General features: G+C 65.9%; 18 protein-coding genes and 2 tRNA genes. 9 read left to right on the forward strand and 11 right to left on the reverse strand.

The window, feature by feature from the left end:
• Positions 1-21: 21 nt before the first annotated feature.
• The 4 genes from AC58EF_RS00805 to gluQRS form a co-directional block, all read right to left on the reverse strand.
• On the reverse strand, positions 22-873 hold the full coding sequence (locus AC58EF_RS00805; RefSeq protein ID WP_497273753.1) for a GGDEF domain-containing protein: 852 nt from the start codon (positions 871-873) through the stop codon (positions 22-24).
• A gap of 130 nt (positions 874-1,003) precedes the next feature.
• Complete coding sequence (locus AC58EF_RS00810; RefSeq protein WP_497273754.1) at positions 1,004-1,573, reverse strand: cob(I)yrinic acid a,c-diamide adenosyltransferase; 570 nt, start codon at positions 1,571-1,573, stop codon at positions 1,004-1,006.
• A gap of 18 nt (positions 1,574-1,591) precedes the next feature.
• Entirely contained in the window at positions 1,592-1,828 is a 237-nt protein-coding gene (locus tag AC58EF_RS00815) for a twin transmembrane helix small protein (RefSeq protein WP_497273755.1), read from the reverse strand.
• Positions 1,829-1,837: 9 nt separating this feature from the next.
• Complete coding sequence (gene gluQRS, locus AC58EF_RS00820) at positions 1,838-2,812, reverse strand: tRNA glutamyl-Q(34) synthetase GluQRS (RefSeq protein WP_497273756.1); 975 nt, start codon at positions 2,810-2,812, stop codon at positions 1,838-1,840.
• Positions 2,813-2,908: 96 nt separating this feature from the next.
• On the opposite strand from gluQRS, the gene AC58EF_RS00825 reads away from it, so the two are divergent.
• The gene (locus AC58EF_RS00825) at positions 2,909-3,475 is read left to right on the forward strand and encodes an HNH endonuclease (RefSeq protein ID WP_497273757.1); all 567 of its coding nucleotides are present in this window, start codon (positions 2,909-2,911) and stop codon (positions 3,473-3,475) included.
• A gap of 33 nt (positions 3,476-3,508) precedes the next feature.
• Here AC58EF_RS00825 and AC58EF_RS00830 read toward each other — a convergent pair whose 3' ends face one another.
• Positions 3,509-4,243 (reverse strand): Crp/Fnr family transcriptional regulator, encoded by a 735-nt coding sequence (locus AC58EF_RS00830; RefSeq protein ID WP_497273758.1) that lies wholly within the window; start codon positions 4,241-4,243, stop codon positions 3,509-3,511.
• A 208-nt stretch (positions 4,244-4,451) separates the two neighbouring features.
• Here AC58EF_RS00830 and murA point away from each other — a divergent pair, with 208 nt between their 5' ends.
• Together murA and AC58EF_RS00840 are read left to right on the forward strand one after the other, a co-directional pair.
• Positions 4,452-5,735 carry a UDP-N-acetylglucosamine 1-carboxyvinyltransferase gene (gene murA / locus AC58EF_RS00835; RefSeq protein WP_497273759.1) on the forward strand — a complete coding sequence of 428 codons (1,284 nt, stop codon included), beginning with the start codon at positions 4,452-4,454 and terminating at the stop codon, positions 5,733-5,735.
• Positions 5,728-7,254, forward strand: a complete 1,527-nt coding sequence (locus tag AC58EF_RS00840) for a PAS domain-containing protein (RefSeq protein ID WP_497273760.1) — start codon at positions 5,728-5,730, stop codon at positions 7,252-7,254. The genes murA and AC58EF_RS00840 overlap by 8 nt, the downstream gene beginning before the upstream one ends.
• Here the strand turns inward: AC58EF_RS00840 and AC58EF_RS00845 are convergent.
• The 3 genes from AC58EF_RS00845 to AC58EF_RS00855 form a co-directional block, all read right to left on the reverse strand.
• On the reverse strand, positions 7,202-7,636 hold the full coding sequence (locus tag AC58EF_RS00845) for a response regulator (RefSeq protein WP_497273761.1): 435 nt from the start codon (positions 7,634-7,636) through the stop codon (positions 7,202-7,204). The genes AC58EF_RS00840 and AC58EF_RS00845 overlap by 53 nt on opposite strands.
• 98 nt (positions 7,637-7,734) lie before the next feature.
• Entirely contained in the window at positions 7,735-7,953 is a 219-nt protein-coding gene (locus AC58EF_RS00850) for a DUF2188 domain-containing protein (protein ID WP_497274164.1), read from the reverse strand.
• 17 nt (positions 7,954-7,970) lie between these two features.
• Positions 7,971-8,588: a DNA-3-methyladenine glycosylase family protein gene (locus AC58EF_RS00855; protein ID WP_497273762.1), complete on the reverse strand. Its 618-nt coding sequence runs from the start codon at positions 8,586-8,588 to the stop codon at positions 7,971-7,973.
• A 75-nt stretch (positions 8,589-8,663) separates the two neighbouring features.
• Between AC58EF_RS00855 and AC58EF_RS00860 the strand changes: the two genes are divergently transcribed.
• Complete coding sequence (locus AC58EF_RS00860) at positions 8,664-8,981, forward strand: 2Fe-2S iron-sulfur cluster-binding protein (RefSeq protein ID WP_497273763.1); 318 nt, start codon at positions 8,664-8,666, stop codon at positions 8,979-8,981.
• 25 nt (positions 8,982-9,006) lie between these two features.
• On the opposite strand, the gene AC58EF_RS00865 is transcribed toward AC58EF_RS00860, so the two are convergent.
• Together AC58EF_RS00865 and AC58EF_RS00870 are read right to left on the reverse strand one after the other, a co-directional pair.
• On the reverse strand, positions 9,007-9,765 hold the full coding sequence (locus tag AC58EF_RS00865; RefSeq protein ID WP_497273764.1) for a hypothetical protein: 759 nt from the start codon (positions 9,763-9,765) through the stop codon (positions 9,007-9,009).
• Positions 9,766-9,790: 25 nt separating this feature from the next.
• Positions 9,791-10,531 carry a TrmH family RNA methyltransferase gene (locus AC58EF_RS00870; RefSeq protein ID WP_497273765.1) on the reverse strand — a complete coding sequence of 247 codons (741 nt, stop codon included), beginning with the start codon at positions 10,529-10,531 and terminating at the stop codon, positions 9,791-9,793.
• Positions 10,532-10,634: 103 nt separating this feature from the next.
• Between AC58EF_RS00870 and AC58EF_RS00875 the strand changes: the two genes are divergently transcribed.
• The 3 genes from AC58EF_RS00875 to AC58EF_RS00885 all read left to right on the forward strand — a co-directional run bounded on the left by AC58EF_RS00875 (position 10,635) and on the right by AC58EF_RS00885 (position 11,260).
• Positions 10,635-10,721, forward strand: a tRNA-Tyr gene (locus AC58EF_RS00875).
• A 54-nt stretch (positions 10,722-10,775) separates the two neighbouring features.
• Positions 10,776-10,851: transfer RNA gene (locus tag AC58EF_RS00880), tRNA-Lys, on the forward strand.
• 88 nt (positions 10,852-10,939) lie between these two features.
• Positions 10,940-11,260, forward strand: a complete 321-nt coding sequence (locus AC58EF_RS00885; RefSeq protein WP_497273766.1) for a DMT family transporter — start codon at positions 10,940-10,942, stop codon at positions 11,258-11,260.
• Between the two features lie 538 nt (positions 11,261-11,798).
• On the opposite strand, the gene bglX is transcribed toward AC58EF_RS00885, so the two are convergent.
• Complete coding sequence (bglX, locus tag AC58EF_RS00890; protein ID WP_497273767.1) at positions 11,799-14,072, reverse strand: beta-glucosidase BglX; 2,274 nt, start codon at positions 14,070-14,072, stop codon at positions 11,799-11,801.
• A gap of 196 nt (positions 14,073-14,268) precedes the next feature.
• Between bglX and AC58EF_RS00895 the strand changes: the two genes are divergently transcribed.
• Together AC58EF_RS00895 and AC58EF_RS00900 are read left to right on the forward strand one after the other, a co-directional pair.
• Positions 14,269-16,137 (forward strand): ABC-F family ATP-binding cassette domain-containing protein, encoded by a 1,869-nt coding sequence (locus tag AC58EF_RS00895; RefSeq protein WP_497273768.1) that lies wholly within the window; start codon positions 14,269-14,271, stop codon positions 16,135-16,137.
• Between the two features lie 123 nt (positions 16,138-16,260).
• Positions 16,261-17,076, forward strand: coding sequence for a universal stress protein (locus tag AC58EF_RS00900; RefSeq protein WP_497273769.1), 816 nt, complete (start codon positions 16,261-16,263; stop codon positions 17,074-17,076).
• The last annotated feature ends 87 nt before the right edge of the window (positions 17,077-17,163 follow it).

Consider the following 17,163-nt stretch of genomic DNA (forward strand, 5'->3'; position numbering starts at 1 on the left):
GGTTCCAGCCCGCCCGTAAGTTCACACTTCCTGCAACAGCGGCTGGGCGCGGCAGATGCGGTCGCGACCGGCCTGCTTCGCTTCATAGAGCGCTGCATCGGCGCGGCGCAGCGCATCCTCCAGCGCGTCGCCCTTCCAGCGGCAGATGCCGGCGGAAAAGCTGATCGGCCGCCCGCCGACCAGGCCGATCGGCTCGCTGCGCATCCGGCTGGCGACCCGCGCCAGCGTCCAGCTCACTTCGTCCTCGATGCAATCCTGAAAGAAGATGGCGAATGTCTCGCCGCCCCAGCGCGCGACGATGTCCATCCGGCGCAACTGGGCGGACAGGCGCGCCGCGAACGCGCCCAGCACCCGGTCGCCCTCGTCATGGCCCAGCTGGTCGTTGACCCGTTTGAAATAGTCGATGTCGATCAGCGCGACGCAGCCCTTGCGCCGGTCGATCGGCAGCGTGTCGATCTGAGCCAGAAAGCCCCGCCGGTTGGCGACGCCGGTCAGCAGATCCTCATGCGCGGCATTGTGCAGGTCGTCGATCCGCGCCTGGGTGGCGGTGGCGGCGCGCTGGGCCCCGGCATAGAGGGCTTGGATGACGTCGCCCATTCCCGTCGGCGCGTTCGCCGTTGCCTCGTCCTGCAATGTTTCGGCCAGTGCCTGGATGGGGCTCAGCATCGCGCTGACGCCTAGAAGGGCGATGACTGTTCCGGCAACCGTCGCCAGCGTCAGCAGCACGACCTCGGCCAGCGCCACCCGGCCGGTGGAAAAACCCCAGATCAGATAGCCGATCAGGGGCATGTGTGTCGTAAGGAAGCAGAGTGTGAACAGCCGCAACCGCAGCGAACGCGGAAAGAGGAACGACGTTGCGAGGTAGAATTGCACGGCTTCCCCCGTTTATGGCGCGACTGCAAGCAGCTATTTGAATGCGCGCCTAAACGGATGCTGAAGAAACAGGGTTAATATCCGCTGACGGGGTGGATTGTGCGGTGGAAGAGTCGAATGGCGCACCGGTTCAGCGGGACGCGCCCGGAACCCATTTGACGTCGGCCGCGCCATGGTCGTTCAGCCGCCGCGCCAGCACGAACAGCAGGTCGGACAGGCGATTGAGATAGGCGAGCGCGTGGGCGTTGAGCGCCACCTCGGTCGCCGCGGCGGTGGCGCTGCGCTCGGCCCGGCGAGTGATCGCGCGGGCGAGGTGGACGGCGGCGGCGGCGGCCGATCCGCCGGGCAGGATGAAGCTGTCGAGCGGCGCTAGATCGGCGTTCATCGTGTCGATCTCCTCTTCCAGCCGCGTCACCTGGGTCGCGACGATGCGCAATGCCCAGGGTTCGTCCTCGCCCTCCGGGATCGGTGTGGCGAAATCGGCACCCAGATCGAACAGGTCGTTCTGGATCATGGTCAGCCAGCGCGTCTCGGGCCGCGCGCCCATGGCGATGATGGCCAGCCCGATCGCGCTGTTCGCTTCGTCGACATCGCCTACCGCCTGCATTCGCGGCGCATGTTTTGGCAGGCGCGATCCGTCGACCAGCCCGGTGGTGCCCGCGTCGCCGGTGCGGGTGTAGATCTTGTTCAACTTGACCATCGGGGCAGCCCGTCCTGTTCAACCGTTGCCTTTCGCCATCAGCAGGATCGCGACGATGATGATCGCGGCGGCCTGGAACAGGATGCGGTTCATCATCATCCTGTTCTGCTTCAGCCGCGCCGGGCTGGGACCGCTGCCCTCGGGCGCGTTCAGATCCTCCTTGGTAGTCTGGAGGAAGGCGATGATGCCCCGGATCAGCGCGACCAGGGTCGCGATCATGGCGAGGATGAGGGCGATGATCAGCACGGTGTTCATCACGCCAGACTATGCCCTTGCGAGCGCGATGCCAATCGGAAAGCGTCCGGCGCGCAGGTCGGCGGCCAGGATGCCCGGTTCCACCCCTTGCGCGCGCAGATCCGCCAGCGCGATCGATCCGTCCCGCTTGGCCAGCCGCCTGCCGTCCGACCCGACCAGCAGCGGATGATGGAGATAGGCGGGGGAGGGCAGGTCGAGCAACGCTTGGAGCAGCCGGTGGATGTCCGTGGCCCCGCGTAGGTCGTCGCCGCGCAGCACATGGGTCACGCCCATCGCGGCATCGTCCAGCGTGCAGGACAGATGATAGCTGGCCGGCGCATCCTTGCGCGCCAGCACCACGTCGCCATGGGCGAGGGGATCGGCTACAATCAATAGCCCCTCCCCTTCAGGGGAGGGGTTGGGGTGGGGGCCATCCTCCTGGTGCGTCGCATTGGGCAGCCCCACAATCCCTCCCCGGAAGGAAAGAGGCGAAGATAAATCCGCCCATCGCAATTTCCCCACACGTTCCACCGCCCGTTCCATGTCGATCCGCCAGGCATGGGCGTCCCCCGCCGCGATCCGCCGCGCGCGCTCCGCCTCGTCCAGCCCCCGGCACGTCCCCGGATAGACCGGCCCTTCCGGCCCGTGCGGCGCGGTCAGGCTCGCCTGTATGTCGGCGCGGGTGCAGAAACAGGGATAGAGCAGCCCTTGTGCCCGCAACCGCGCCAGCGCCGCCTCATAGTGGTCCAGCCGTTGCGACTGGAAGACGATCTCGCCGTCCCATTCCACCCCCAGCCAGCGTAGATCCTCGACGATCTCGGCGACATGCTCGGGCCGGCTGCGCGTGCCGTCGATATCCTCGATCCGCAGCCGGAACGTCCCCGCGGCCGCGCGCGCCAGATCCATCGCCATCAGCGCCGACCAGCCATGGCCGACATGCAGTCTACCGGTGGGGCTTGGCGCGAAGCGGATCACCATATGCTGTGGTGCGACAGACCGAGTCATACAGGCTCTTGACGGATGATATTCGTTAATGCTGTCATGCTGTTGTCACGTTGCTGGTGGATGAGCGGCGTCGGCAAGGGGGTTAGAAGGTTTTCTATGTACCATCCCGACCTCATACGGCACCCGGAAAACTGTCCGGCACTTGTTCTGAATGCGGACTATACGCCGCTCAGTTACTATCCCCTGAGCCTTTGGCCCTGGCAAACCGCCATCAAGGCGGTTTTTTTGGATCGGGTGGACATCGTCTCCTCCTACGAACGGGAAGTCCACAGCCCCAGCCTGCAGATGAAGATCCCGTCGGTCATCGCGCTGAAACAATATGTGAAGCCGTCCGAACATCCCGCCTTCACTCGTTTCAACCTGTTCCTGCGCGACAAGTTCGCCTGCCAATATTGCGGCAAGACCAGCGATCTGACCTTCGACCATGTCGTGCCGCGGCGGGCCGGCGGGCGCACCACCTGGGAAAATGTCGCCACCGCCTGTTCGCCCTGCAACCTCAAGAAGGGCGGGCGCACGCCGAAGGAGGCGGGGATGCAGCTTCATGTCCAGCCGATCCGGCCGACCAGCTGGCAGTTGCAGGAACATGGCCGCGCCTTCCCGCCCGGCTATCTGCACGAAAGCTGGCATGACTGGCTCTATTGGGATGTCGAACTGCTGGCGTGACCCCCCCCGCCGGGTCGCATGGCGGCGAAGGGATCAGCCGGCCGGCAACCAGTCCAGATCCATATCCTTGTGCCGGTTGGTATAATGGCCGATATCTTCCAGCCGCTCCAGATCGCGCAGGGTGATGCGGCCGTTCGACCGGCTGATCAGCCCTTCCTGTTCCATTTGGCGGATCATCCGGTTCACATGGACGGAGGTGAGGCCGATTGAATCCCCAATCTCCTCCTGCGTCAGCTTCAGGTCGAAACTGTCGGTTATGCTGTCGTCGGTGACGCGCAGCCGATCGAACATATCCAGCAGGAAGGCCGCCACGCGCGCCTTGGCCGACGTTCGCCCCAGCGAGGCGAGCCGGTCAGTCATCGACACACGTTCGGCGTTGGACAGCAGGAACAGCAGCGCCGCGACGCGCGGATATTCCTCCAGCAGCCGGCGCAGGGCATGTTTGTCGAACGGACAGATGACCGCGTCCGCCAGGGCCACCAACGATTCCGGCGCGCGGCTGTAGATGGTGCTGGCCGATCCGATGAAGTCGCCTGGGAAGTAAACGCGCAATATCTGGCGGCTGCCGTCCGGCAGAATGACGAAACTCATCACCCGGCCTTCGCGTAGCACGAATAATTCCGTTACGGTGTCGTTGACGCGCTGAATCATTGCGCCACGCTTCACCCTGCGGGGATTTTCCTCCAACCTTGCCAGCGCTGTCTTTTCCGCGTCGGACAACGGCACATGGCGTGTCAGTCTTTCCGCGAAACAACTTGTTGCCACCAATACACCTTCTTGTCAGAATTTCTCGTTACGATGGCAAACGCCCCATTTGCCTTTTGGCTGCATTTTCATCTTGTGCACTAAACTCGATCAATCTCGGGCGACCCATTGCAATAATGTTTCGCTGGCCCGCCCGAGGCGCGCAGGGTGGTGCGTTCCATCCGCTGAGCCGCCTTGCGCAGCGCGCGTTTGCCGCTATTAACCCTGTCCAATGGACCGCATTGATATTCGCGGCGGCAAAGCACTGAGCGGCCGCCTTCCCATTTCCGGCGCCAAGAATGCGGCGCTGACGCTGCTGCCCTGCGCGTTGCTGACGGACGAGCCGGTGACGCTGCGCAACCTGCCGCGCCTCGCCGACGTCGACAGTTTCGGCCACCTGCTCAACCAACTGGGCGTGTCGACCATGATCGAGGGAGCAAGGCCGGAGGATTTCGGCCGCGTCATGACGATGCGCGCGGGTCGCGTCACCTCGACCGAGGCGCCCTATGACATCGTGCGCAAGATGCGCGCGTCGATCCTGGTGCTTGGCCCGCTGCTCGCGCGCGCGGGCGAGGCGCGCGTGTCGCTGCCGGGCGGCTGCGCCATCGGCAACCGCCCGATCGACCTGCACTTGAAGGCGCTGGAAGCCTTCGGCGCGAAGATCGAGCTGACCGCCGGCTATGTCCGCGCCAGCGCCCCCGATGGCGGCCTGCCGGGCGGCATCTACACCTTCCCGGTGGTGTCGGTCGGCGCGACGGAAAATGCGCTGATGGCCGCGGTGCTCGCCAACGGCACCTGCACGCTGGAAAATGCTGCGCGCGAACCGGAAATCGTCGATCTCTGCAACCTGCTCGTCGCCATGGGCGCGGATATCGAGGGCATTGGCGGCGACAAGTTGGTGATTCACGGCCGCGACCGCCTGCACGGCGCGACCTACAGCGTCATGCCCGACCGGATCGAGGCGGGCAGCTATGCCTGCGCGGCCGCCATCACGGGTGGCTCGCTCGACCTCATTGGCGCCAATGCCGATGACATGCACGCCATCCTAGCCGCGCTGCGCGACGCAGGTGTCCAGGTCGATGTCCATCGCGAGGGCATCCGCGTCTCCTCCGACGGCAAGCTGAAACCGCTCACCATCTCGACCGCGCCCTTCCCGGCCTTCCCGACCGACATGCAGGCGCAGTTCATGGCGATGCTGACGCTGGCGGACGGCGCGTCGGTGCTGACCGAGACGATCTTCGAGAACCGCTACATGCACGTTCCCGAACTGGCGCGGATGGGCGCGGATATCGCCGTCAACGGCCGCACCGCGGTCGTGCGCGGCGTATCGGGCCTGGTCGGCGCGCCGGTCATGGCCACCGACCTGCGCGCCTCGATGAGCCTCATTCTCGCCGGCCTTGCGGCGGAGGGCGAAACGCGGGTCAACCGCGTTTACCATCTTGACCGCGGCTATGAGCGGCTGGAGGAGAAGCTCTCCGCTGTCGGCGCCGACATCGAACGGGTCGGCGATGGCTGAAGGGCGCGGGCTGACGACGGATCGGGCGGCGCTGCTGGCGCTTTACGATCTCGACGCCGGCGGTTTTCGCACCCTTGACGAGATCACCGCCTTCGCCGCGAAGTTCTGCGACGCGCCGATCGCGCTGGTCAGCATCGTGGAGGATGTGCGCCAGCGCTTCCTCGCCCGCACTGGCCTCGATGCGGAGGAGACTCCGCGCGACGTTTCCTTCTGCGCCCATGCGATGCTGGGCGAGCAGATTTTACTGGTGTCCGACGCGACCCGCGATCCGCGCTTCGCCGACAATGGACTGGTCACTGGCCCGCCGCATATCCGCTTCTATGCCGGTGCGCCGCTGGTGGGTGCCGACGGTGATCCGCTGGGCGCGCTTTGTGTCATCGATACGGTTCCCCGCGCCGATCTGACGCCGTTACAGCGACAGGGGCTGGCCCTGCTCGCGCGGCAAGTGATGGTGGAGCTGGAAGGGCGTCGTCGGGATCGGGACATGATCGTGCAGCAAAGGCTGGACGCGGCTGCCGCGGCCGACAGCGACCGCATGTTCCGCACGCTCGCCGACGCCATGCCGCAGATGGTCTGGTCCGCCCTGCCGGACGGCTATAATGACTATTTCAATGCTCGTTGGTATGAATTTACCGGGGTTGCCATCGGCGCTTCGGATGGCGACCGCTGGGCGGGCATGTTCCATCCCGACGATCAGCCGATCGCCTGGGAGCGTTGGCGCCATTCGCTGACCACCGGCGATCATTATGAGATCGAATATCGGATGCGTCATCATAACGGAGACTATCGCTGGACGCTGGGGCGCGCGCTGCCGATCCGCGACGCGGACGGGACCATCGTTCGCTGGATCGGCACCTGCACCGATATCCACGAACAGAGGCTGATGATGGAAGAGCGCGAGATGATCGCGCATGAACTGTCGCACCGGATCAAGAATATCTTCTCGGTCATCGCGGGTCTCATCGGCCTGTCGGCGCGCCAGCATCCCGAAATCGGCGACGTGGCGGAGGATCTGCGCGACCGCATCCTGGCGCTTGGCCGCGCCCACGACTTTGTCCGTCCGCACAGCGCCGAATCCGCGCCGCATGTGGGGCAGGGGCAGGATCGTCTCTGGGGTATACTCGATCAGATTTTCGCGCCCTACCGCGCCGGGCCGACGACCCGCATCCTCCTGTCTGGCGAAGATCCGCGCGTCGACGATCGATCAGCGACGCCGCTGGCGCTGCTGTTCCACGAACTGGCCACCAATGCCGCCAAATATGGCGCCCTTTCCGCCGCCGACGGGCGGGTTCATCTTCATGTAGCGACGGAGGGCGATGACGTGCGCATCGACTGGCGCGAGGTGGGCGGCCCTGCGGTGAAGCCCGCCGACACCGAAGGGTTTGGCAGCCGCTTGATGATGCTCAGCGTCGAGCGGCAACTGGGCGGCCGGATCGTGCGCCACTGGCATGTGACGGGACTGGAGATCAGCCTCTGGATTCCATTCCGCTCCATGAGCCGCACCGCCGGAAGGGCGTGAAGCCCGCAATCTCGGCCTCTTCCAGATCGGGCCGATCGGCGGCCGCCAGTTGCAGCGCGGCCGAAACGCTGCGCGCGCGAAACGGCTTGGTGATGACGCCCAGCGCGGCCACCGACGCATCGCCGATCTGCGACGGATTGGCGGTCACATAGATGACGCGGATGCCATGGCGGGCGGCGAGTTCCATGCCAATCTGCGGTCCGGTCGGCCCGTCACGCAGGTTCAGGTCGATCAGGGCAATTTCGCACGCTTCGGCTGATTCGAGCGCGGCAGCGCGATCGACTGCGATCGCGCCGACGATGAAGCCGGCATCCTCGACGATCTGCTCGATTTCCAATGCGACGAATATCTCGTCCTCGACGATCAGAACCTTCTTGCCCATGCCCTCAGCCTGTGAAACTTGGAGCTAGTAAAGTTCGTTCGGGGCTTTCGGTTCCCGCGCCTGCGAAAAAAATGACAAAAGCTGTCATTTGGGACCGGTCAGGCGTCGACATTGGTCCATAAAGTCTCGAAATTCGTCCCCTTCATCAGCAGCACGGAGGCGGGATAGCCCGCGCTCGCCGCCTTCTGCGCGGTCCCGGTCGCGCTTTCGACCGCTTCGGCCTGGGTCGGGAAGGGGCCGTAATATACATTGTCCAGATTGATCTTCCACGCGCCCTCATGCGCAACGACGATATAGCGGGCGTGGGGCAGGGACATGCGGGGCAGGGACATGGTCAGAGAACCTCGATGTTATAATGGTGCCAGGCCATGATCGCGGCGGCCCCGCGGTGCGGGCGCCAGGCTTCGGCGACTTCGCGGGTCCGTTTCTCGCTCGGCCGTTCGGGCAGGCCCAATATGCGCCCGATCTCGATCTGCACCGCCAGGTCGCCGGCGGGCCAGATGTCGGGCCGGCCTTCCGCGAACAGCAGATAGATTTCCGCCGACCAGCGGCCGATCCCCTTGATCCGCACCAGTTGCGCGATCGCTTCCTCGTCATCCTCGGGCAGCGCGTGCAGGTCGAGCGCGCCCGACAGGACCAGTTCGGCCAGGCTGCGGGCATAGCCCTGCTTCTGGCGCGACAGGCCGCAGGCGCGCAGCGTATCGAAATCGCGGGCGATCAATGCCTCGGGCGCGCAGCCCATGCCCAGCTCCGTCTCCAGCTTGCGCCACACGGCGGCGGCGGCGGCGACGCTGACCTGCTGGCCGACGATGGTGCGCAGCAGGGTTTCATAGCCCGGTTCGCGGACGCGCGGCTCAGGATAGCCCACCCGCCCGATCGCCGCGACGAAGCCGGGTTCCAGCGTGGCGATGGCGTCCAGGCTGATCCGTAGTTCATCCGCAGTCATGACCATAGTGTTTCCGTCCAGCCCTTGATTTCCCGGCGTCTCTCGGTCAGAGCGGCGGAGAAAATTCGAGGGATTGGATAGATGCCGAAACTGATCGTGGTCAACCGTGCGGGTGAAGAACAGGCTGTCGATGGCGACAATGGCCTGTCGGTGATGGAAGTCATCCGCGACAACGGCTTTGACGAACTGCTGGCGCTGTGCGGCGGTTGCTGCTCCTGCGCGACCTGCCATGTCTATGTCGACCCCGCCTTCGCCGACGCCCTGCCGGCGATGAGCGAGGATGAGAATGACCTGCTCGACAGCTCGGACCATCGCAACGACACCAGCCGCCTGTCCTGCCAGCTGGTGATCAGCGACGCGCTCGAAGGGCTGCGCGTCACCATCGCGCCGGAAGACTGATCCGTCCCGTCAGGGGCGATCGCCTTCAGGGCTTCACCCGCAATGTCGCGACAGGCGCGTCGCTGGTCAGTGGCGTGATCGTCCAGACGATCCGTTTGCCCTGGGGCGTGGACTGCGCGCCTTCTTCCTGATTCTGGCTGACGATTTCGGCGTCGGTGGTCAGGGTGAAGGTGCCGTCGAGCGCCTTGGCCGCTTCGTCGCCGCTTGCGCCCATGCCGCCCGGCCCCTGGCTCTTGTCGAAGCCGTTGGCAAAGCCCGGCGCCTTCACCCGCACCCGGTCCGCGCCGCGCATCTCCACCGCGACGAAGGGCAGCACGATCTGCGCGTCGATGTTGAAGGGGAAGAGGAAGGCGTGGGTCAGCGTGCCGTCGATCGCATAGTCGATTTCGAACTTGTGGTTGCCGACATAGCGGGCGGAGCGAAATCCCTTCTCCTTCGACAGGGCGTCGGCGATCGCCTGCATCTGCGCTGCGTCGTCCTTCGGCGCGCCGCCCGGCTTGTCGCTGAAATCCTCGTCCTGCCCCGACTGCCGTTGCGCGATCGGCATCAGCGTCGGTGTGTTTTCCGCCTCGCCCTCCTGCGTATCGCCGTCCGTTGAAGGCGCGCCGCCGGTGATCGTATCCTTGCCCATGTCCGACGCCAATATCTCGCCCTTATAGGCGAAGGAAAAGCTGCGGTCGGCGCGGACGTCCAGGTGCGATTCGAACTTGCCCGGCGTCACCAGGCAGGCGGACAGGGACAGCAGGCCGCACAGCGCTCCGGCGATTCGATACAGGCGGCTCATCGATGTTCCCCTTGTTCTTGCAGGTCTACCGGTTGGTTGCGGCGTAGAGGGCGATGGCGGCGGCGTTGGAGACGTTCAGGCTCTCCATGCGCGGGCTGATCGGCAGCTTGGCGATGATGTCGCAATGCGCCATGCTGTTGTGGCGCAACCCTTCGCCCTCGGCCCCCAGCACCAACGCGACCCGCGATTCGCCGATCGCCGCGCCGATCGTCGTATCCGCCTCGCCATCCAGTCCGATCCGCCAATAGCCCGCCTCCGCAATCTCATCGAGCGCACGGGCCAGGTTCACCACGCGCACCCAGGGCACGATCTCCAGCGCGCCCGACGCGGCGCGCGCCAACACCCCCGATTCGGGCGGCGCGTGCCGGTCCTGCGTCACGATGCACAGCGCGTCGAAGGCGGCGGCGGAGCGCAGGATCGCGCCGACATTATGCGGGTCCGTCACCTGGTCCAGCACCAGGATCGGGCGCCTGTCGTCCTGCCCCTGCTCCAGCACCTCGCCCAGCCAGACATCGTCCAGCGGCTCGACTTCGGCGACGATCCCCTGGTGCGGCGCGTCGGACGGCACCATCCGGCCCATGTCGGCGACGTCGGAATAGACGATCGGCAGCACCGGCGGCAGGTCGAGCTGGCCCAGCGCTTCGCGCGTGCCCCAGATCTTGCGCACGGTGCGATTCGGATTGGCGAGCGCCGCGATGACGGCATGGCGCCCATAGAAGCGCGGGAAGGCGCCCTTGGGCTTGGCGGAACGATGACCTTTTTTCATGATTTCGCTCTTTTCACATCACCCCATTGACAGGCAAGCCTCCTTTCGCCATTGAGCCGCCTCCAGCGCGGCGGGGAGCATCTTCGCCAACGCGCAGGGCACTGGACAGGTGGCCGAGTGGTTAAAGGCAGCAGACTGTAAATCTGCCCGGGTTTCCCGTACGCTGGTTCGAATCCAGCCCTGTCCACCACTGCATCAGGCCCGATGCAGACGGTCCGCGAAGGACCGGAATGAAGGCCGGTGTGGACGCATAGCTCAGTTGGTAGAGCAGCTGACTCTTAATCAGCGGGTCCTAGGTTCGAGCCCTAGTGCGTCCACCATGGCCTTCCCCGGCATGCCGCCTCTTTCGGGTTTCCGGCCGGCCTGTCTCCCTTCCGAGCCCGCCCTGATACGAAAGGGAAGCGCCCGATGGCGTGGCTCATCCTCGGCATTGCCGTTTTCACCGAAATCATCTGGGCGTTGAGCCTCAAATGGGCCGCGACGCTCGGCGGCTGGCAGGCGTCCGCCGTGCCGATTGCGCTCAGCTTCCTCAACATGGCCCTGCTCGCGCTGGCGATGAAGGATATCCCGGCCGGCACCGCCTATGCGATCTGGACCGGCCTTGGCGCTGTGGGCGTCATCATCGGCGGCATGATCCTGTTCGGCGATCGGGTGAATCCGGCGCAGGCGGGATTCATGGCGATGATCGTCATCGGCGTCGCGGGCACGAAGCTGTTCGCGCAGGCCTAGTGTGGTGGATTTGAAATGCGCCACATATTGCAGGCAAGGGCGGAGCGTATTTCAAATCCATAAACCACACTAGAATCAAATATTTACTAGTGACCCTTTTGAATCTGAAGTTCGCTCAGCCCTGTCGGATCAATGTGGCGAACTTCAGATTCGGGTCACTAGGGTCGATCGGCATTGGGAGGAGAGTGCGCCGCCAATGGCGGCCTTCGCGACCTGGCGCGCAGCGCGCTGCAAAATTCGGATGCCGGAAGCGCGCAGAGCCCTATTTGCAACGGGGCGCGGCGTTGCGAAGTTCACACTATTGTGGCCAACGCAGAAGTGCGGCGGACAGACGGGTGGCGTGGATTTCGCAATAGGAAAATTTTTGCGAAATGAGGCGCGCCGGGCGTCGGGTCGGCGCAGGGTGCGGGAGGCGGACGGTGGAAAGAGCCAGCGGGGATTATGGCATGGGCTGAGGGTTGTAGGACAGGGTTTTCGCGCTGCCGTTCAGCCCCGCCAATCCTCCTCTCAAGGGAGGGATTTTCGGCAGTGTCCCGCTCTACCCCGCCGCCTTCGCCTCCGCATAAAGCGTGAACTGCGCGTTCAATCCGCCCACGCTGGACTGGCCGATCCACAGGTCGAAGACGCCCGGCTCGGCGATGCGCTGGTTCCTCGCGCCGACGAACTCCAGGTCGGTGCGGGAGAGGGAGAAGCGGACGGTCCTGCTTTCGCCCGGCGATAACGTCACGCGCTCCATGCGTTTCAGCTCGCGGATCGGGCGGGTGCGGCTGGCGACCCTGTCGCGGATATAGAGCTGGACGACCTCGCTGCCCTTCCGGCGGCCCGCATTGGTGACGCGCGCGGTCACTTCGATCGCCGCGTCCCAGCGCAGCGCCGTGTCGGAGAGTTTCAACTGGTCGATCGCGAATTCGGTGTAGCCGAGGCCGTGGCCGAAGGGGAAACGTGCGCTGTTGTCGGTGGTGGCATAGCGCGCCTTATATTCGGTGCTGCCGCTGTCCAGCACCGGGCGGCCGGTGGACTTGCGGTCATAATAGAAAGGCTCCTGCCCGCTTTCCCAGGGGAAGCTGACGGGCAATTTGCCGGACGGGTCGACCTTTCCCAGGACGATGTCGGCGATGGCGTGACCTGCTTCGCTCCCAAGGAACCAGGTGGCGAGGACCGCGCCGGCATTGACGACGCCGCCATGCAAAGCGAGCGCGCGGCCGTGACGGAGCAGGATGGCAACCGGCTTGCCAGCGGCGACCACGGCGTCGGCCAGCGCCTGCTGCGCCTGCGGAATTTCGATGACGGTGCGGGACTGGGCCTCGCCCGACATGGCCTGCGATTCGCCGATGGCGAGCAGGACGACGTCCGCCGCCTTCGCCGCCGCCACGGCCTGTTCGATGCCGCCGTCGATCGGGCCGCTGATGTCGCTGCCGCGTATGACGGTCAGTTTCGAGGCGTCGGGCAGGGCGGCGCGCAGGCCGGTGGCGATGTCGACGCCTTTGTCCGGGTCGCCGTAAAAGGCCCAGGGACCGTAGAGATTGCGGGTATCCTCGGCAAAAGGACCAATCAGGGCGATCTTCTGCCCTCCGGCCGGATCGATCGGCAGAGTGCCGTCATTCTTGAGCAGCACCACCGAGCGGGCGGCGGCTTCGCGGGCGAGGGCGCGGTGGCCGGGCGTGTAGATGCGGGTCTTTTCCGCTTCCTCGCTGAGCGAGCGATAGGGGTTGTCGAACAGGCCGATGGCGGCCTTCACATAGAGGATGCGGCGCACGGCGACGTCGATCGTGCCCATGGGGACCGCGCCGCTCTTCACCAGGTCGGGCAAATAACGAATATAGAGGCCGCTCTGCATCGACATATCGACCCCGGCCAGCACGGCGAGGCGGGCGGCGTCGCGATCATCCTCGGCAAAGCCGTGGGCGACCAGTTCCTCGTCGGCGGTATAGTCTGAGAAGACGAAACCGCGAAACTGCATCTCGCCGCGCAATATGTCGGTGAGCAGTTCGCTGTCGGCGGTGGCGGGGACGCCGTTAATCTCGTTGAAGGCGGCCATGGTGGTGAGGGCGCCCGCCGCGAACGCCTTGCCGAAGGGCGGCAGATGGGTTTCGCGCAGCGTCTCCTCGCTGATGTCGACATTGCCATATTCGAGCCCGGCGGCGACCGCGCCATAGGCGGCGAAATGTTTGGGGCAGGCGAGCAAGGAGTCGTCGCGGCGCAGGTTGCGGCCCTGAAAGCCGCGGATGCGCGCGGCGGAAAGCAGGCCGGTGAGGGTCACGTCCTCCCCCGCGCCTTCGACCACGCGGCCCCAGCGCTGGTCGCGGGCGACGTCGACCATCGGCGCGAAGGTCAGGTGCAGGCCGGCGGCCGTGGCTTCGACCGCCATGGCGCGGGCGGTGCGCTCGCATAAGGAGGGGTCGAAGCTGGAGGCTTCGCCCAGCGGCACGGGGAAGATGGTCTTGAGGCCGTGGATCACGTCTCCGGCGAAGAGCAAGGGGATGCCGAGGCGGCTGTCCTTGACCGCGATCTCCTGCGCGCGGCGGGCGCCCGCGACGCCGATGCCATTGAAGAGGCAGCCGACCCGGCCCTTGCGCACTTCGTCGGTCAGGCGCTTTTCGTCCTGGATGCCGACCTGCGGGTTGGGCGGGTTGAAGGGGCGGAAGCTGTCGGCGAGGCAGGTCATCTGCCCGGCCTTCTCCTCGACCGTCATCTTCGCGATCAGGGCGTCGACGCGCTCGACATCATTCTGGGCGAGGGCGCGGCGGGGCAGGCCAAGGGCGAGGACGCCGCCCAGCGTGCGGATCATGAGGTCGCGGCGGTCAAGTGTCATGTGGGGGGAGGGATAACCGGGAGAGGATGAACAGGGCTTGTCTGCGGAAACGCCCCGCTGGCGATTTCGTTGCGATGCGGCAAGCAGGGTGCGGCGTCCTGCCCCTGCCCCGCGATTGAGCGCTCCCTGCCTGTCGAGGATGCTTCGCCGTCTCGCGTCTTCACCACCCCGCGCGGCTCTGCTACAGGCCCGGCCCATGCTTAACCTCAATGGTATCACCGTGCGCCTGGGCGGCCGCACTATTCTCGACCGCGCCAGCGCCGCGCTGCCGCCGCGCAGCCGTGTCGGCCTCATCGGCCGCAACGGCGCGGGCAAGTCCACGCTGATGAAGGTGATGATCGGCCAGATCGATCCGGACGAGGGCAGTTGCGACATGCCCCGCGACACGCGGCTGGGCTATATCGCGCAGGAAGCGCCCAGCGGCACCGCGACTCCCTTCGACACCGTGCTCGCCGCCGACACGGAGCGCGCCGAACTGATGGCGGAGGCGGAGCATAGCGACGACCCCGATCGCCTCGGCCATATCTATGAGCGGCTGACGACGATCGACGCCTATACCGCCCCGGCCCGCGCCGCCCGCATCCTCGTCGGCCTGGGCTTCGACGAGGAGATGCAGGGGCGTCCGCTCGACAGCTATTCGGGCGGCTGGAAGATGCGCGTGGCGCTCGCCGCCCTGCTCTTTTCCGAGCCGGACCTGCTGCTGCTCGACGAACCGTCGAACCATCTCGACCTCGAAGCCACGCTCTGGCTGGAGAATTTCCTCAAGGCCTATCGCGGCACCGTGGTCGTCATCAGCCACGAACGCGACCTTTTGAACAATGTGGTCGATTATATCCTGCACCTGGAAGGGGGCAAGGTGACGCTCTATCCCGGCGGCTATGACGCGTTCGAGCGGCAGCGCGCCGAACGGCTCGCCCAGCTCGAATCCGCCCGCGCCAAGCAGCAGGCGGAGCGGGAAAAGTTGCAGGACTATGTCGCCCGCAACTCGGCCCGCGCCTCGACCGCGAAACAGGCCCAGTCCCGCGCCAAGGCGCTGGCCCGGATGCAGCCCATCGCCGCCGCCATCGAAGACCCGACCCTGCATTTCGGCTTCCCCAGCCCCGCCGAACTGCGCCCGCCGCTCATCACCATGGACATGGCGGCGGTCGGCTATGACGACACGCCGATCCTGCGCCGCGTCAACCTGCGCATCGACCCCGACGACCGGCTGGCGCTGCTCGGCCGCAACGGCAACGGCAAGACGACGCTGGCCCGCCTGATCGCCGCGCAGTTGAAGCCCATGGAAGGGCAGATGAACAGCTCGGCCAGGATGCAGGTCGGCTATTTCACCCAATATCAGGTGGAGGAACTGGACGTCACCGACACGCCGCTGGAGCATATGACCCGCGTCATGAAGGGCGCGACCCCCGGCGCGGTGCGGGCCCAGCTTGGCCGCTTCGGCTTTTCCGGCGAGCGCGCGACGCAGAAGGTCGGCTCCATGTCGGGCGGCGAAAGGGCGCGGCTGGCGCTGGCCCTCATCACCCGCGACGCGCCGCACCTTTTGATCCTCGACGAACCGACCAACCATCTCGACGTCGACAGCCGAGAGGCGCTGGTGCAGGCGCTCAACGACTATAGCGGCGCGGTGGTGATCGTCAGCCACGACCGCCACATGATCGAACTGGTCGCCGACCGTCTGGTGCTGGTCGACAATGGCACCGCCCAGCCCTTCGACGGGTCGCTCGATGATTATACCGACATCATCCTGCGCAAGGCGGACGGCAATCCGTCAGGCGGCGACGCGCCGAAGGTGGATCGCAAGGCGGACAAGCGCACCGCCGCGCAATGGCGCGAAAAGCAGAAGACGCTCAAAAACGCCCTCAACAAGGCGGAGCGCGAGATGACCGCCCTGTCGACCGAGCGCAGCCGCATCGACCAGGCCCTGTTCGACCCCAAGGCCGCGACCGGCGCCGAGGCGAAGATGACCACCAGCCAACTGATGGTGAAGCGCGCCGAGGTGGAGAAGAAGCTGGAAGCGGCCGAGGAAGTCTGGATGGAGGCGAGCGCCGCGCTGGAGGAGAATTGATCGCCGGCCGCTTTTGATCGAATTTCGCCGCGAAAAATGCTATAAGGACCGTCCCTGATGGCGAGCCGCCGGGGGTGAGGCCTGGCTTCCGGGAAGCGATACTCTTCTGCCGGGAGATCCGCGATGAAATCGGTCCTGCTGCATATTCATGACGACCGGGGCGCCGACAGCCGCCTGCAGGCGGCCTGCGACATCGCCCGCGCCTGCAACGCCCATGTCCAGTGCGTTCAGGTGACGCCCATGCCCGAACTGATCGCCGCCGACGTCTATGCCGGTTCCGGCTTTGCGCCCACGATCGCGGCCGAACTGCACGCCATTGACGAACTGTTCCGGGCCAAGGTGGAAGCCCGCCTGGATCGGGAGGATATCGCCTGGGACTGGCGGCAGATGGACGGCGACAGCATCGTCGCCCTGCTCGCCGCCGCGCGCCTCGCCGACCTGATCGTCGCGACCCTGCCCGAAGGGCGCCGGACCGACGCCATGGACCCGCTGCCGATCATCGCCGATCTGGCGCTGGGCGGCCGCACGCCGGTGCTGGCCGTGCCGCAGACGGCCCGGGGCGTGGCGATCGCCGGGCGCGCGCTGGTCGCCTGGGACGGATCGGCTGAATCCTGCGCCGCCCTGCGCGCCGCCGTGCCGCTGCTGCGCCTTGCCGAAGCCGTCGACATCGTGACCGTCGAGGAAGCGAGCAAGACCGCGTTTCCCGCGACCGGCGCGCCCGAATATCTCGCCCGTTACGGCATCAAGGCGCAATTGCACAGCTGGCCGCGTAAGGAGCGTCCGATCGAGATCGCGCTGCGCGAGGCGATCGACACGCAGCGCGCCGACTGGGTGGTGATGGGCGCCTTTGGCCATAGCCGCTGGCGCGAACTGATATTCGGCGGCGTTACCCGCGCGATGCTGCGCACGGCGCGGGTGCCGCTGTTGCTGGCGCACTGACCGGTTTTAGAGCGGGATGACATTTCCTTGAATCGTCATTGCGAGCGCAGCGAAGCAATCCACTGGCGCTCCCATGGATTGCTTCGC

The organism is Sphingobium sp. WR1, from assembly GCF_059693745.1.